General features: G+C 66.0%; 9 protein-coding genes. 5 read left to right on the top strand and 4 right to left on the bottom strand.

Annotated elements, in window-relative coordinates; translation table 11 throughout:
• Positions 1-52 precede the first annotated feature (52 nt).
• Together ACGVWT_RS11020 and ACGVWT_RS11025 are read left to right on the top strand one after the other, a co-directional pair.
• Positions 53-1378: an MFS transporter gene (locus ACGVWT_RS11020; RefSeq protein WP_394426352.1), complete on the top strand. Its 1326-nt coding sequence runs from the start codon at positions 53-55 to the stop codon at positions 1376-1378.
• Complete coding sequence (locus ACGVWT_RS11025; RefSeq protein WP_315462325.1) at positions 1375-2472, top strand: glycoside hydrolase family 68 protein; 1098 nt, start codon at positions 1375-1377, stop codon at positions 2470-2472. Before ACGVWT_RS11020 ends, ACGVWT_RS11025 begins: the two co-directional genes overlap by 4 nt.
• Before the next feature lie 7 nt (positions 2473-2479).
• Here the strand turns inward: ACGVWT_RS11025 and ACGVWT_RS11030 are convergent, their stop codons facing one another.
• Positions 2480-3493, bottom strand: coding sequence for a LacI family DNA-binding transcriptional regulator (locus tag ACGVWT_RS11030; protein ID WP_315462324.1), 1014 nt, complete (start codon positions 3491-3493; stop codon positions 2480-2482).
• 145 nt (positions 3494-3638) lie between these two features.
• On the opposite strand from ACGVWT_RS11030, the gene ACGVWT_RS11035 reads away from it, so the two are divergent.
• Both ACGVWT_RS11035 and ACGVWT_RS11040 read left to right on the top strand, forming a co-directional pair.
• Entirely contained in the window at positions 3639-6401 is a 2763-nt protein-coding gene (locus ACGVWT_RS11035; protein ID WP_315462323.1) for a Tat pathway signal sequence domain protein, read from the top strand.
• Complete coding sequence (locus ACGVWT_RS11040; RefSeq protein ID WP_315462322.1) at positions 6398-7054, top strand: DUF6250 domain-containing protein; 657 nt, start codon at positions 6398-6400, stop codon at positions 7052-7054. Before ACGVWT_RS11035 ends, ACGVWT_RS11040 begins: the two co-directional genes overlap by 4 nt.
• 41 nt (positions 7055-7095) lie before the next feature.
• On the opposite strand, the gene ACGVWT_RS11045 is transcribed toward ACGVWT_RS11040, so the two are convergent.
• The gene (locus ACGVWT_RS11045; protein ID WP_394426357.1) at positions 7096-10215 is read right to left on the bottom strand and encodes a TonB-dependent receptor; all 3120 of its coding nucleotides are present in this window, start codon (positions 10213-10215) and stop codon (positions 7096-7098) included.
• Positions 10216-10419: 204 nt separating this feature from the next.
• On the opposite strand from ACGVWT_RS11045, the gene ACGVWT_RS11050 reads away from it, so the two are divergent.
• Positions 10420-12348, top strand: coding sequence for a rhamnogalacturonan lyase (locus ACGVWT_RS11050; protein ID WP_315462320.1), 1929 nt, complete (start codon positions 10420-10422; stop codon positions 12346-12348).
• Between the two features lie 18 nt (positions 12349-12366).
• Here ACGVWT_RS11050 and ACGVWT_RS11055 read toward each other — a convergent pair whose 3' ends face one another.
• Positions 12367-13869, bottom strand: a complete 1503-nt coding sequence (locus ACGVWT_RS11055) for an MFS transporter (RefSeq protein WP_315462319.1) — start codon at positions 13867-13869, stop codon at positions 12367-12369.
• Positions 13869-14981, bottom strand: coding sequence for a glycoside hydrolase family 105 protein (locus ACGVWT_RS11060; protein ID WP_315462318.1), 1113 nt, complete (start codon positions 14979-14981; stop codon positions 13869-13871). Before ACGVWT_RS11060 ends, ACGVWT_RS11055 begins: the two co-directional genes overlap by 1 nt.
• Between the last annotated feature and the right edge of the window lie 5 nt (positions 14982-14986).

Below are 14986 nucleotides of genomic sequence, written 5' to 3' on the forward strand. Positions count from 1 at the left end.
TATCGCTGACCTGACGACGCTGCGACGATGGCGTCCGTCAGGGAGAGGCGCCATGCGTATGCCGGAGATGAAGCCGCGATTGTCGGTGCCGCGTATTCTTGAGATGAATCTCGGGTTCCTGGGGCTGCAATTCAGTTTCGGGCTCCAGCAGGGCAATATGGCGCCGATCTACAGCTATCTGGGCGCGTCGGAGGCGTCGCTGCCGCTGTTGCAATTGGCGGGGCCGATGACGGGGTTGCTGGTCCAGCCGCTGATCGGCGCGTTGAGCGACCGGACGGATTCGCGCTGGGGCCGGCGGACGCCCTATTTCCTGGTGGGTGCGCTGATGTGCGCGATCGGGTTGTTCTGCATGCCGCTGAGCAGTTCGATCCTGATGGCGGTGTCGCTGCTGTGGATCCTCGATGCCGGCAACAACATCACGATGGAGCCGTATCGCGCCTACGTGTCCGACCGCCTCGATCCCAGCCAGCATCAGATCGGGTTTCTGACGCAATCGGCGTTTACGGGCCTTGCACAGATGCTCGCCTTCCTGACGCCGTCGCTGCTGGTCTGGGCGGGGATGAACCAGGATTGGGTCGACGCGCACAACATCCCCTATACCGCGCGCATCGCCTTCATGGTCGGCGCGGTGCTGTCGCTGACGACGATCGTCTATTCGGTGCGGCGCGTGCCCGAACTGCCGCTGTCGCTCGCCGAGCGCGCGCGGATCGCGGCGGCGCCCAAGGGGCTGGGCGCGGCGCTGCGCGAGATCGGCACCGCGATCGTCCAGATGCCGATGGCGATGCGTAAGCTCGCGTTGATGAGCCTGTTCCAATGGTATGCGATGATGGCCTATTGGGCCTATGTCATCTACGCGATCGGCCGGTCAGTCTATGGCACCGCCGACGCGACCTCCAGCGGCTTCCATTCCGCGGTGCTGACCAACGGCGTGATGGCGGCGTGGTATAACGGCATCGCCTGCGTCGCCGCCTTTGCGATGGTGCCGCTCGCCCGCCGGATCGGCGCGGCCAAGCTGCATGCCGTCTGCCTGGTCCTGGCCGGCGCGGGGATGATGGCGCTGCCGCATGTCTTGACCGCAGCGATGCTGTTCGTGCCCGCGATCGGCATCGGCATCGGCTGGGCGAGCATGATGGGCAACCCGTATGTCATTCTGGCCGGCGCGATCCCGCCCGAACGGACGGGCGTGTACATGGGCATATTCAACATGATGATCGTCGTGCCGATGCTGATCTTCTCGGCGACGATGCCGCTGATCTATGGCCCGTGGCTGGGCAGCGATCCGCGCAACGTGCTGACAGTGTGCGGCGTGCTGATGGTCTGCGCGGCGGCGGCGGTGGTCTGGGTGCGCGAGCGCCCCGCGGTGGAGGCACGGGCATGAGCGTGTGGCGGCGCGAGGATGCCGCGCGGGCGGTGGCCGATGCGGCAGCGCGGCTGCCGGTGATCCTGGCGAAAGACGTGGTGGCGATCGATCCGGCGCGCGACCTGTGGGACATGTGGCCGATCGCGCGTCGCGACGGCACGACCGCGACGATCGACGGGCGGCAATATTGGTTCTTCCTCGCCGTGCCGCACGCGCCCGATCCCGAGGCGCGACACGACGTCGCCCGCATCCGCCTATACAGCATCGGCGCGGATGGCTGGCGCGATCACGGCAATGCCTTTCCCGACGGCTTCACGCCCGGCACACGCGAATGGTCGGGCAGCGCCTGGCTGCACGAGGACGGTGAGACGCTGACGATGCACTTCACCGCGGCGGGTGCGGCCGGCGGTGGCCCGCGCTTCATGCAGCGGTTGTTCGAAACCACCGGGCGCCTCGTCGACGGCCGCGTCACCGACTGGGGCGAACCGATCGAGACGGTGCGCGCCGACGGGCATTGGTATGCGCCGACCGAACAGGACGCGCCGGTGGACGACCGGATCAAGGGCTTTCGCGATCCGGGCTATTTCCACGATCCCGTGACGGCGCGCGAGCATCTGCTGTTCACCGGCTCCGCCGCGGGCGAGGCGGACGTCCACGACGGCGTCATCGGCCTTGCCACCCGCGACGGCCTCGGCTGGGCGGTGGAGGCGCCGCTGGTGAGCGCGATCGGGGTCAACAACGAACTGGAGCGGCCGCATATCGTCGTGCGCGATGGCCTGTATTATCTGTTCTGGTCGACGCAGGCCAAACGCTTCGCCGCCGGCATCGGCGCACCCACAGGCCTGTACGGCATGGTGGCCGACGATCTGCGCGGTCCGTGGCGGCCACTCAACGGCAGCGGCCTCGTCGCCGCCAACCCGGTCGAGGAGCCCAGCCAGGCCTATTGCTGGTGGGTGACGGGCGAGGGCGATGTCCTGAGCTTCGTCGACTATTGGGGGCTGAAGGACGTCGCGCGCGGCACCGACGCCGCCTTTCGCCGCGCGCATTTCGGCGGCACCGCGGCGCCCTTTTTCCGGTTAAACCTGAAGGGCGATACCGCGCGGATCGAATGATCCCTCGTCAGGCGCTGTCGCGTGCGACCAGCACCGGTTCCATCACCAGCGACGCGCGATCCTCGCCCGCAATGCGCGCGAACAGCGCGTCGACCATCGCCGCGGCGCCGCGCGGCAGATCCTGACGCACCGTCGTCAACCCGATGCGCGCCTGCGCGGCGAAGGGCAGATCGTCGAAGCCGGTGACGGCGATCCGCTGCGGTACGGCGACCCCGCGCTGGTCGAGCACCGCGATCGTCTGCATCGCGATCACGTCGGACGCGGCGGCGATGCCGTCGATCGCGTCGCCCGCGCGGTCTAGATTCGCGGCGATCTCCGCGGCCATGATGTCGGAGGCGAGGTGGGTGTCGAGCTGCAACGGCGGCGGCAGGCCGGCGGCCTCCGCCGCGATGCACAGACCGCGGTGGCGGTCGATCAGCTCCAACGTCCGGACCTCGCCCATGAAGGCGAGCCGGCGGCAGCCGCGTGCGATCAGCCGTTCGCCGACCAAGCGGCCGCCCGCGACATTGTCGACGCCGATCGCGCAATGCGCCTGGCCCGGCACGGTGCTGCCCCAGACGACGAGCGGGCGATAGCGACGCGCGACCTCTTCGATCACCGCAAATTGATCCGACTGGCCGATCAGCAGCACGCCGTCGAGCGTCCCCGACCGGACGATATCGTCCAGCCAGTCGTCGCTGTCCGGCACGACGCGCGACAGCAGTACGTCATAGCCGCGCCCGGTGATGCCGTCGGCGAGATGACCGAGCAGGGTCATGAAGAACGGGTCGGACAGATGCTGGCGCCGCTCATGGCCCAGCGGCACCGCGATACCGATCACGCCGGTGCGCTGCGTGCGCAGTCGGCGCGCCATCAGATTGGGGCGAAAGCCATGTTCCGCCGCGATCGCGGCAATGCGCTGGCGCGTCTGTTCGTTGACGAGCGGGCTGTTGGCGAGCGCGCGGGATACTGTGCCGGGATTGACGCCGGCCAGCCGGGCGATGTCCTTCAGGGTGCGGATCGGGCGCTCAGCCGTGGTCATGGTGACGGCATAGGTCGCGCTGCGGCGGAAATGAAGACGCGACCGTATCTTGCGGCGAAACGCCCGCCCGAAATCGCCTTTGACCGCGGCCGTCAAATAGTATCATATGATGAAAAGCTGTCCTATATTTGAGAGGGTGCCGGACATGGCCGACTGGAGCCGCAGGACGTTCCTGCTTTCGACGACGGCCGCGACCGCGGCAAGCGTGATGGGGACGGAGGCGGTCGCAGCCGTCGATCCCGTTGCGAAGGCGACGGCCGCGACTGGCGGCAATGCGGGCTGGCTCGACGGCACACCACCTTCAGCGCACGAGGGCTTGGCCTGGGGGCAGCCGTGGCCGCGCGGCACGCGACTGGCCGACGCGTACCGAGTCCGCGCAGGCGGTGCGACGCAGCCCGTGCAGAGCTGGCCGATGGCATGGTGGCCCGATGGCTCAATCAAATGGACCGGCCATGCGGTGCCTGCCGACGCCGCGTTGGCGGCTGACCTACGGGTCGAGGCGGGCAGGGCCGGCGCTACGGGCCCGGCGGTGCACGTGACCGAGCGTAGCGACGCGATCGAGGTCGCGGTGGGGGACACGCGCTGGACGATCGGTCGCAGTGGCGCCGCGATCATCCGCAGTGCGACGAGTGGCGGGCGCGAGGTGCTGCGCAATGTCACGCTGACCGCGTCGGCGCAGGATGGGTCCGACGACGATGCCGAGGCGGCCCCGCGCCGGTTGCGCTATGCCAGCCGGATCGAGCGTGCGGTGGTCGAACAGACCGGTCCGATCCGCGCGGTGGTGCGGGTGGAAGGCCAGCATGAGGGAGAGGGCGAGCGGTGGCTGCCCTTCTCGCTACGTCTCTACTTCTACGCGGGGTCGGCCTCCGTGCGGGTGGTGCATAGCCTGATCTTCGACGGCGATCCCGCCAAGCGCTTCGTCCGGGGATTGGGCGTCACCGGTGAGGCGCCGCTGCGCGACGCGCTCTACGACCGTCATATCCGCTTCGCCGGACAGGATGGCGGTTTGTGGGCCGAGGCGGTGCGGCCGCTGACCGGCCTGCGTCGCGATCCCGGCAAGGCGTTCCGCACCGCCCAGACCGAAGGGCGTGCCGTGCCGTCGATCGGCCAGATGGCGGCGGCGGTGCGCGACAAGCTCGACTATATCCCCGCCTGGGGCGAATTCCGCCTGCGCCAGCCGAATGCGGATGGCTTCGCGATCACCAAGCGGACCGGACCGGGCCATGGCTGGGTCGATGTGGATGGCGGCCAGCGTGCCGCGGGCCTTGGCTATATCGGGGGGGCGAGCGGCGGCGTCGCCTTTGCCATGCACGATTTCTGGCAGCGCTGCCCCGTCGGCCTCGACGTTGCCGGTGCGGACGGTGACGCGGCGCGCTTCACGCTCTGGTATCACGCACCCGACGCGCCGGCCATGGACCTGCGCTTCTATCACGGCACGATGGGCATGGCGGATTATGCCCACCAGAATTTGGGGCTCGACGTCACCTACGAGGATTACGAGCCCGGCTGGGGCGATGCGTCGGGCATCGCGCGGACCAGCGAGTTCCGGCTATGGGCGCTGCCCGCGACGCCGAGCCGTACGCGCCTCGCGCAGATGGCGGCGCAGGTCGCCCGCCCGCCGCGCATCGTCGCTGCCAATGCGGCGGTGCATGACGCCAATGTCTTCGGCATCTGGGGGCCGGCCGGTACGCCGGGAGCAGGCGTGCGCGGCGGCATCGAGACCCGCGCGGCGCGCGAGCTGGACTTCTACATCGGCCAGATCGAGCAGCGTCGCTGGTACGGCTTTTGGAATTATGGCGACGTCATGCACAGCTATGACGATGACCGGCACGTCTGGCGCTACGACATCGGCGGTTTCGCCTGGGACAATAGCGAGCTGTCGAGTGACCTGTGGCTCTGGTACGCCTATCTGCGCACCGGCCGCGCCGACGTGTTCCGCATGGCGGAGGCGATGACGCGCCACACGGGCGAGGTCGATGTCTATCACACCGGGCGCTTCAAGGGCTTCGGCACGCGCCATGGCGTGCAGCATTGGGGCGACAGTTCGAAACAGCCGCGCATCTCCAACGCCGCCTATCGCCGCATCTTCTATTACCTTGCCGCCGACGAACGTTGCGGCGACCTGATGCACGCGCTGATCGACAGCGACCGGATGCTCGCCAACGTCGACATCATGCGCAAGGTCGGCGCGCATCTGCCCAACGACGGCGCGACGGCGGGAACGGGCGCGGTCGTCTCCGAAAAACCCCTGCCGGCGGGGCAGGTGTTCATGTCGTTCGGCACGATCTGGGGCCCGCTGGTCGCCGCCTGGATGACCGAATGGGAGCGGACGCGCGACACACGCTGGCGCGACCGGATCGTCGCGGGCATGCGCACGCTGCCGACGCTACCCAAGCAATGGTTCGCAGGCGGTGCGGCGTTCGATCTTGCCACCGGGCGGTTCGTGGGGGGCGGCGATACCGTCAGCATGAGCCATCTGAACGGCGTGTTCGGCGTGTTCGAGACGATGGCCGAGCTGCTCGAACTGGTCGACGTGCCCGCCTATCGCGCCGCGTGGATCGACTATTGCGCGTATTATAACGCGCCCGAAGCCGCGTTCCGCGCGAAAACCGGCGATCCCGGCAAGGGGCGCGCACTGACGCAGGCGCATTCGCGCTTCACCGCTTATGCCGCGGTGGCGACCAAGGACACTGCGCTTGCCCGGCGCGCGTGGGCGGAGTTCACCGGTGCGGGCGACCGCGCGGGTCGGGATCAGACGAAGGGCACGCGGCGCATCCTGCCGCCTGCGGTGCTGAAGCCGGTCGACGAACTCGCCGACGTCTCGACCAACGACGCCGCGCAATGGGGGCTGGCGGCGACCGCCAATCTGGTGCTGCTCGCGCCATTGATAGACGGCGGCAGCTTGTGACCGTGCGCGCGTTCCTGCTCGCCGCGATGGTGATCGCGGCGCCAGCGGCCAGCGCGCGCGAAACCCTGTCGCGGTGGCTGATCGAGGCTGAGCCGGGGGCCACCGTCACGCTGCTGCGCGGCGGGGTGATCGATATCGACGCAGCGGATGGCGTGACGCTGTGGTACGTCCGGCCGCTGACCGGACCGGTCGCGATCGATTACGACGTGATGGCGGTGCAGGCGGGCGGGCCGCATGATGCGGTCAGCGACGTCAACGCCTTCTGGATGGCGCAGGACCCGGCGGTGCCGCGTGGATCGGTGCTGATGCGGCCGCGCAGCGGCGCCTTCGCGCAATATGATACGCTCAAGACCTATTACGTGGGTATCGGCGGAAATCGGAACACGACGACCCGCATGCGCCGCTATGTCGGTCGAACGGGGGATCGACCGCTATTGCCCGAACACGACCGCAGCGACGCCGCCGCGATGCTGGTGCCCAACCGATGGACGCATATCCGCCTGATCGCCAAAGGGCAGGAGATTGCCGTGGAGCGCGACGGCGTGCGGCTGTTCACGATGCAGGATGCTGCGCCTTACACGCGCGGCTGGTTCGGCCTGCGGACGACCCGCAGCCATTTGCGGGTCAGGAACGTGCGGTTCTTGCGGCCATAGAAAAGGGCCGGATCGTCTGGCGATCCGGCCCCGCGGTATGATCAGAACTTCAGTGATGCACCGGCAAAGAAACGCTGGCCGGGGTAGAACACTTCGGACGTACCGATGTTCTTGATGTACGTCTGGCCGTATTCCTTGTTGATGTTCTGCATTTCCATGAACAGGCTGTAGTGCCACTGCGGGAAGCGGAACGTCACCTTGGCGTCGAGATAGCCTTCCGCCTTGCGATAGATCGGCAGGTTACCGTTGGTCGAGTCGGCCACGGTCTGCAGCCAGTCCGACCGGTAGTTGTAGGCGAGACGCGCGTTCAGCCAGCCCTTGTCGTAGAAGATGCTCGCATTCCATGTCCACTTCGACAGACCGGGATAATCGTTCAGCGGTTGATTGGTCCCGAGATTCGTCAGGTTGGTGCGCAGCGCTCGCGCATAGGTCATGTTGGCGCTGGCACCGAAGCCGTCGAAGGGCTTGGGCAGGAAGGTGAAAGCCGTCTGCGCGCTCGCCTCGACACCGTCGAGCAGCGCGCCGAAGCCGTTCGCAGGCTGGCGCACCGTGTAGGTCACGCCGTCCTGGAACAGGTCGACGCCCGACCGCAGGATGTTCTGGATGACGAAGCTGCTTTCGGACTTCTTGTAATAGCCCAGGCTGACCAGCGTATCCTTGTTGGGATACCAGGACAGGTTCACCTCCCACTGATCGGCGCGATACGGCTTCAGCGCCGGGTTGCCAGCCGTGCAAACGTCGTCCGCCGCGGCGATCGTCTGATCGTCAAGGCAGTTGATATTAGGGACAAGGTCGGTTGGTTTCGGACGCGCCAGGTTCTTCGCCCAGTTGGCGGTCAGGACGAGGTTCGGCGTGAATTCCAGCGACGCATTAAACGCTGGCAGAATATCGACATAGGTCGTCGAGAGCGACAATTGCTGCGCGCCGATCGTGACCGTCTCGACACCGCCGGTCGCGGTGAAGCGGGTCACGCGACGGACGTTCGTGCCGGTGCCGACGTCCTTTGTGAAGATGTAGCGCACGCCGGCATTGCCACGCAGGCGCATACCGAACACGCTCGATTCCAGGTTGGCCTGTGCATAGCCCGCGGCGATCGTTTCATCGATTTTGACCGCAGGGATCTGCGGCAGGCCATTGGCCTGACGCACCAGGCTTTGGTTGAAGCCCGACAAGTCGTAGTAGAGGGCGAGTACCTTCGGGTCGAAGTTTGCATAGGCGAGACGGTTCGGGATAGCCGACGGAATACCCTGGATGCCGGTAAACATCGGCGCACCGCCGGTCGCCGTGCCGAGCGCGTTGATGAGGTTGGCGTATTCGGCCTGCGTCAGCGTGTAACTGGTGCCGTTGACGCGCTGCGCCACCGTGGGTGCGCTGGTGATCGCCGTGGTGAGCGAGACGTTGGCGCTGCTTTGATAGACCGCGGGGGTCGAGCCCGATGCCGGCGTCAGCAAGCGTGAGCCGCCGCCGTTGTAGCCGTAATAATCGGCCCAGCGGAACTGACCCCCGAACTCGATGCTCTTTAGCGGGCCGAAATCGGCGTCAAAGATGCCGTCGAGCTTCAATTGGTTCTCGCTGTTGCCGTTGTCAGTCGGCCTGTACTGCACGTTCGGGCCCGCCTGCGCCGTATTTCCAGGACGCGAAAAGTCGGTGTAGATCGCCGGATCCCCAGGGTTTACGTTGCTGGGGTAAATGAAGACGGGCACGCCCAGATCGTTGCGTCGGTCGACCTGCATGCCGGAGATTCCGGTGCTGATCGAAATGAGGTTGGTGTTGCCGATGGTGCGCGACTCGCTGCGCGAGGCGAGGCCCTTCAGTCGCAAGCGGTCAAAGACCCAGTCGAAGCCGGTGATATAGTAACGCGATTTCTGATCGTACTGGAAGTCGCGCCGTTGCACGCCCAGGATGTTGCTCGACCCGCTGATGACCGTGCTACTCACGGGCACTGACGTCAATGCCGTCGTGTAGCTGGTCACGACATGGTTGGCGTCGACGGTGGACGTGCCCGCCTTGATCTGCGGCGTCGTGTTGGACCCGACCGGGTTGTCGAGCTGGTAGCGCTGGATACGGCCCATATCGAGCGCGTAGTTGACGTCCTGAAGCCGCTGGTCGCGGTTGTTCCACTGGACTTCGGCATAGGCGCGGAAGTTGTTGGCGAACTCGTACTGCAGCGTCACGTCGCCCGACAGGCGCTTATCGTGGCGTACGAGGTTCCGGTAACGCGGCCCGTTGGGTGCCCAGTCGAAGAACTGGTTTTCGCAAGCCGCGCGGCGGGTTGCGAACGTCTGGCTTGCCGTTGCGCCGACGTTGGCGCAACTGGCATATGTAGTGAACGACGAATAAGCGTCATTCGCCACCGTTTTCTGGTCCGAACGATCGAAGTCGGCAATGCGGCTCCAGCCGGTGTTGCTGGCGTAATCCTGGCGCGTGGTGACGTCGCTGTACGTGATGTTGGCCAGGACACCGAGGCCGTCGATCAGGAAACGCGGGGTACCGATCAGCAAGGTGGCGCGGGGCTTCCAGTCGTCGGTCGTTTCAAGATGCTGCTCGGCGAAGTTGACCGTTGCGATGCCCTTCTTCAGTTCGAGCGGCTTGCGCGTTTCGATCAGGACCGTGCCGCCCAGGCCGCCTTCGGTCAGCTTGGCCTGATAGCCCTTGTAGACGTCGATCGACTTGACGAGTTCGGAGGCGAATTCGCGGAAGTCACCGGCGCGAGAACCGAGTGCGGAGGACTGGCCGACGCCATTGATTTCGACGCGGTTCAGATCGGGTTCGACGCCGCGGATCGAGATTTGATTGCCTTCGCCGAATTCGCGGCTCAACTGCACGCCGGTGACGCGCGCCAGGCTATCGCCGATGTTTTTATCGGGGAAGCTCGCGATGTCGTCGGCGACGATCGAGTCGACGACGGTGCCGGCGTTGCGCTTGCGCTGGATCGCCGACTGCAGCGAGGCGCGGGTGCCGACGACGACGATGTCGCCCGGTGCCTTTTCGTCGAGATCCTGCTTGGGGGCGTCAGGCTGAGTCTGCGGGGCCGGGGTCGCGGTCTGTGCCAGCGCGGGTGTGCCTGCGATGAGTCCCAGCGCCAGCGCCCCCCACGCCGAGGTGCGCAGCATATGACGCGCACCGAGCCGTGAATCCTTGAATGCAGTGGAACCCGTCATGTCATCCTCCCTCGTGCGTCCATGCTTGCCCCCGATCTGCGCGGGTTGGCGGCGATGGAGCCCCATTCTCGACAACCCGTGTACATGACCACAATGTGGAATGCAATCGTATAGATTGGAATTCCACGAAGGATTGTTATGATTGCCCCAAGCCGCTCTTTCGCGGCGGTAACGACAGGGCGTTGAAGCCTGGGGAGAGATGCGATGGGACGACAGATGTGGCTGGGCGGGCTGGCAAGCTGGGTGCTGCTGGCGGCAGGTGGCACCGCATCGGCGCAGGATCCGGCGCGGCAGGCGGAGCGACTGGACCGCGGTGTCGTGGCGGTGCCGGCGGAGGGCGGCGGCGTGCTGATCGACTGGCGATCGCTGTCGTCTGATCCCAAAGGCGTCGGGTTCGACGTCTATCGCGACGGACGCAAGGTGACCCCCGCACCCATCACGCAATCGACCAACTTCCGCGATCCCGACGGCACGTCCGCCAGCCGCTACGCGGTGCGGATGATCGCGCCGGGCACGGCGGGCGCGATGACGCCGGCGGTGCCGGTCTGGGCCAAGGGCTATTGGTCGATCCCGCTCGATCCCCCTGCGGGCGGCACGACGCCGGACGGCGAGGCGTATAGCTATACGGCGAACGACGTCGGCATGGGTGACCTGGACGGCGATGGTCAGCCCGATCTGGTGCTGAAATGGGACCCGACCAATAGCCATGACAACAGCCAGGGTGGCTATACCGGGCCGGTCTATCTCGACGGCTATACGCTGGGCGGCAAACGGCTGTGGCGGATCGATCTGGGCCGCAACATCCGCGCAGGCGCGCATTACACGCAATTCCTGGTGCAGGATTTCGATGGCGACGGCCGCGCCGAAGTGGCGATGAAGACCGCCGACGGGACGGTCGATGGCCTGGGCACCGTCATCGGCGACCCCAAGGGCGACTGGCGCCAGCACGACGGCGAAGTGCCGCAGGCGGATAAGACCGGCGCGCATGTCACCGCTGACGGGCGCATGGTGGCGAAGCTCGCCGGGCGTATCCTGACCGGGCCGGAATATCTGACCGTGTTCGACGGGCGTACGGGCAAGGCGCTGGCCACTGCCCCCTATGATCCGCCGCGAGGCCCCCGCAACGATCCGGGCTTTGCCGAGATGGCGAAGCTGTGGGGCGATGCCTATGGCAACCGCGTCGATCGGTTTCTGGCCGGGGTCGCCTATCTCGACGGGCGGCACCCGAGCATGATCTTCGGCCGCGGCTATTATGCGCGCACCGCGATTGCCGCGTGGGACTATCGGAACGGCAAGCTGACCGAGCGCTGGCTGTTCGACACGAACCAGCCGGGCAACGCGGATTACGCCGATCGCGGCAATCACCAGTTGAGCATCGCCGACGTCAATGGCGACGGGCGCGACGAGGTGATCTACGGATCGATGGCGGTCAGCGCCGACGGTAAGGGGCTGTGGACGCAGCCGCTCTACCATGGCGACACGATGCATGTCGGAGACCTCGATCCGTCGCGCCCGGGACTGGAGAAGTTCGGGGTGCACGAACAGATTTCGCACAATGGCGGTATCGGATCGGCTTTGCTCGATGCGCGGACCGGCAAGATCCTGTGGACCAAGCCCGCAAAGACGGACACCGGCCGCGGCCTCAGTGCCGATATCGACCCACGGTATGTCGGCGAGGAAATGTGGGGGGCGAACCAGCCCGATCTCTATGATGTCCACGGCAAGGCGATCGGGCCGCATCCAAAGCCGACCAACTTCGCGATCTGGTGGGACGGCGATTTGCTCCGCGAACTGCTCGACGGCACGACCATCTCGAAATGGAACTGGAAGACGGGCAAGGCCGAGCCGCTGCTGGTCGCCGAGGGTGCGGCGTCGAACAACGGCACCAAGGCGACGCCAGCGCTGCAAGCCGACCTGATCGGCGACTGGCGCGAAGAGGTGGTGTGGCGCAGCGCCGACAATCGCGAGCTGCGCATCTACACGACGCCGTGGCCGACGACGCACCGGATCACCACATTGTTGCAGGACTCGGTCTATCGCGCCGGCATCGCGTGGCAGAACACGGCGTATAACCAGCCGCCGCATACCGGCTTCTACCTCGGCATGACCAAGGCGTCCGATACACCCGAGTAAGGGGATGGCGCAGCCCGGTCAGAGGACCGGGTTGCGGCCCCACAATTGGTCGTACCGCCAGCCCGACAGGTCCTCGACGATCGCGCCGCTTTGCGGGCTGGCGGGCGTCGTGGCACCGGCGCGCAGCCGTTCGATCTCGTCCATCAGCACGGCATGGGTGGTGGGATCGAGCCGGAAGCGCAGCGACACCCATAGGCCGAAGGCGAGGATGGCGAGCGTGCCGCCGATCATCACCGCGACGATCGCATGGACGGTGACCGACGACTGACTCGTTGCCCCGGCGACAAAGCCCGACAGCTGCAATATTTGCCCGACCGCGATCAGCGCGATCGCCTGCGACATCTTGCGCACGAAGGTCATGACGCCGGCGAAGGCGCCCTCGCGGCGGCGGCCGGTGACGATTTCGTCGACGTCCGCCATGAAATTGTACGTCGCCCAGGGAATGTAGTTGAGCGCCCCGCGGCCCAATCCGGCGAAGACGACGGGGATCGCGAAGATCCAGCCGCTGGCGCCATGGCCGCTCCACCATAGCCCCAGGAAGATCAGCACGCCGATCGCAAAGCTGACGCCCGCAATGCGATAGGCGAGCGCGGGCGACGCGCGCAGCGCGAAGTTGATCGCGAGCAGGACCGCGACCGTCTGGACCGCATAGGTGAGGCCGGCGAGGTTCGACACCGCCAGCGTTGTGCCGCCCAGCGCGAAGACGACGAAATAGGCGAAGGCGGCGTTGAAGATGTCCTGGCTGATATAGCCGCCGAGATACATGCCTAGGTGCAGGCGAAACGCGCGGATCCGCAGCGTCGAGAACAGGTTGCGGTAGAGGTCGCGGATCGCGGTGGTCGGCGTCATCTTTTCGCGGGCGAGGGCCGCGGTCTCGGCCGAACGCGGGCGTTCCCAGCTGAACAGATACAGCAGCGTCGCGGCACCCATGAACAGCACGGCAAACAGGATGCCCATGTAGAGGTAGGTGTCGGGCGCATCCTTGCCGAGATGCTCGACCAGCCGGCCAGGCAGGACCGCAGCGAGGATCGCGGAAATCTGGCCGCACATGATGCGCCAGCCGGCGAACTTCGCCTTGCTGCGGTAATCGCTCGCCATTTCGGCGGCGAGCGTTTCGTAGGGGATGATCTCGAGCGCGTAGACCAGCTCGAACAGCACATAAGTAACGAGATAATACCAAAAGGTCTGGCCCGACACCCACATGATCGCGAAAGACGGCAGCAGCGGGATGGCGGCGAGGATGAACGCCCGCCGCCGCCCGAATTTGCGGCCCGCCCAAGTGTCACCGAAACGGTCGGAGATATAACCGATGGTTGGGCTCGCCACTGCGTCCAGAACACGGGCGATGCCGAAGATCAGCGTCGCCTGCGCCGCCGACAGGCCGCAAAAGGTGGTGTAGAAGAACAGCACCCAGGTGCTGATGACCGCCATCGACCCGGCGCCGAGGATGTCGTTCGATCCATAGGCGGCGAAATTGTACCAGCGGACCGGACGGGCGGGGGTGATGGCGGCGGTGGACATCAGATGTAGGTCCGCAGGAATTCGCCGAGCGCGCAGATGGCGAGGCTCTGGCCATAGGGCATCGAGGTCAGCGCGATGTCCTTGTAGAACTGCATCGTGTCGCCCATCGCGGTGCCAAAGCTGACCTGCTTCAGTTCGCCATGCTCATCGATGTTCGCCAGAACGGCGCGGATCGCCTTGATGCCGACCGCTTCGTAATGGCGCGGCAGGTATCCCTTCCGCACTGCCTTCAGGATGCCATAGGCGAAGCCTGCCGTGGCCGATGCCTCCAGATAGCTGGTCGGATCGACGATCAGCGTGTGCCACAATCCACTCTCGTCCTGATGTTCAGCGAGCGTCTTCACCTGCGCGGCTAACGTGTCGATCAGGAAGGTGCGGAAGGCGTCGCCCGGCTCTAGGTCGAGCATCTCGATGATCTCGGGGATCGCGATCGTCACCCAGCAATTGCCGCGCGCCCACAATGCGCCCGCGAAATTGTGGCGGCCGTCGAAGGTCCAGCCGTGATACCAAAGCCCGGTCTGGCGATCGAACAGGTACTTGATGTGGATCAGGAACTGGCGCTTGGCCTCCTCGATATAGTGCGGCCGGCCGAGGATCTGGCCGATGCGGGCCAAGGGCAGCACGCTCATCATCAGCGTGTCGTCCCACATCTCCTGCGGGTTCTCGTCGTTGAAGACGATGTGCTGGAAGCCGCCTTCCTCGGTCTTGGGCAGCCCGTCATCGGCCATCAGCCATTCGGCCCAGATGTCGAGATAGGGGAGATAGGTCTGGTCGCCGGTATGTTCGTACAGGTTGGCGAGCGTCAGGAAGGGCGACATGGTGTTGATGTTCTTGGTCGGGGTGCCCGCGGCGAAGCGGTCCTCGAACCATTTCAGCATCACGTCCCAGGCTGCTTCGTCGCCGGTCTGCTCCCAATAGCGGTACAGGCCGAACAGACCGATGCCGTGGGTCCATTCCCAGTCGTTCCACCCCTTGGTGTCGATGACGCGACCGTCCTCCAGCCGGAGCAGGAACTCGCCGGTCTCGTCCTTGATGTTGACGAGGTTGTCGATCAGCTTGGCGATCTGCGCCGTCACCTCGGCGCGGGGGATGTCGTGATTGAGGGCTGCCACGGGAA

The organism is Sphingomonas sp. S6, from assembly GCF_043498045.1.
GTDB lineage: Bacteria > Pseudomonadota > Alphaproteobacteria > Sphingomonadales > Sphingomonadaceae > Sphingomonas.

What these genes read in the sequence shown, in the direction of transcription:
- ACGVWT_RS11055 (WP_315462319.1), bottom strand. Translation starts at nt 13,869, where the DNA reads ATGTCCACCGCCGCCATCACCCCCGCCCGTCCGGTCCGCTGGTACAAT.
- ACGVWT_RS11020 (WP_394426352.1), top strand. Translation starts at nt 53, where the DNA reads ATGCGTATGCCGGAGATGAAGCCGCGATTGTCGGTGCCGCGTATTCTT.
- ACGVWT_RS11050 (WP_315462320.1), top strand. Translation starts at nt 10,420, where the DNA reads ATGGGACGACAGATGTGGCTGGGCGGGCTGGCAAGCTGGGTGCTGCTG.
- ACGVWT_RS11025 (WP_315462325.1), top strand. Translation starts at nt 1,375, where the DNA reads ATGAGCGTGTGGCGGCGCGAGGATGCCGCGCGGGCGGTGGCCGATGCG.
- ACGVWT_RS11030 (WP_315462324.1), bottom strand. Translation starts at nt 3,493, where the DNA reads ATGACCACGGCTGAGCGCCCGATCCGCACCCTGAAGGACATCGCCCGG.
- ACGVWT_RS11035 (WP_315462323.1), top strand. Translation starts at nt 3,639, where the DNA reads ATGGCCGACTGGAGCCGCAGGACGTTCCTGCTTTCGACGACGGCCGCG.
- ACGVWT_RS11045 (WP_394426357.1), bottom strand. Translation starts at nt 10,215, where the DNA reads ATGACGGGTTCCACTGCATTCAAGGATTCACGGCTCGGTGCGCGTCAT.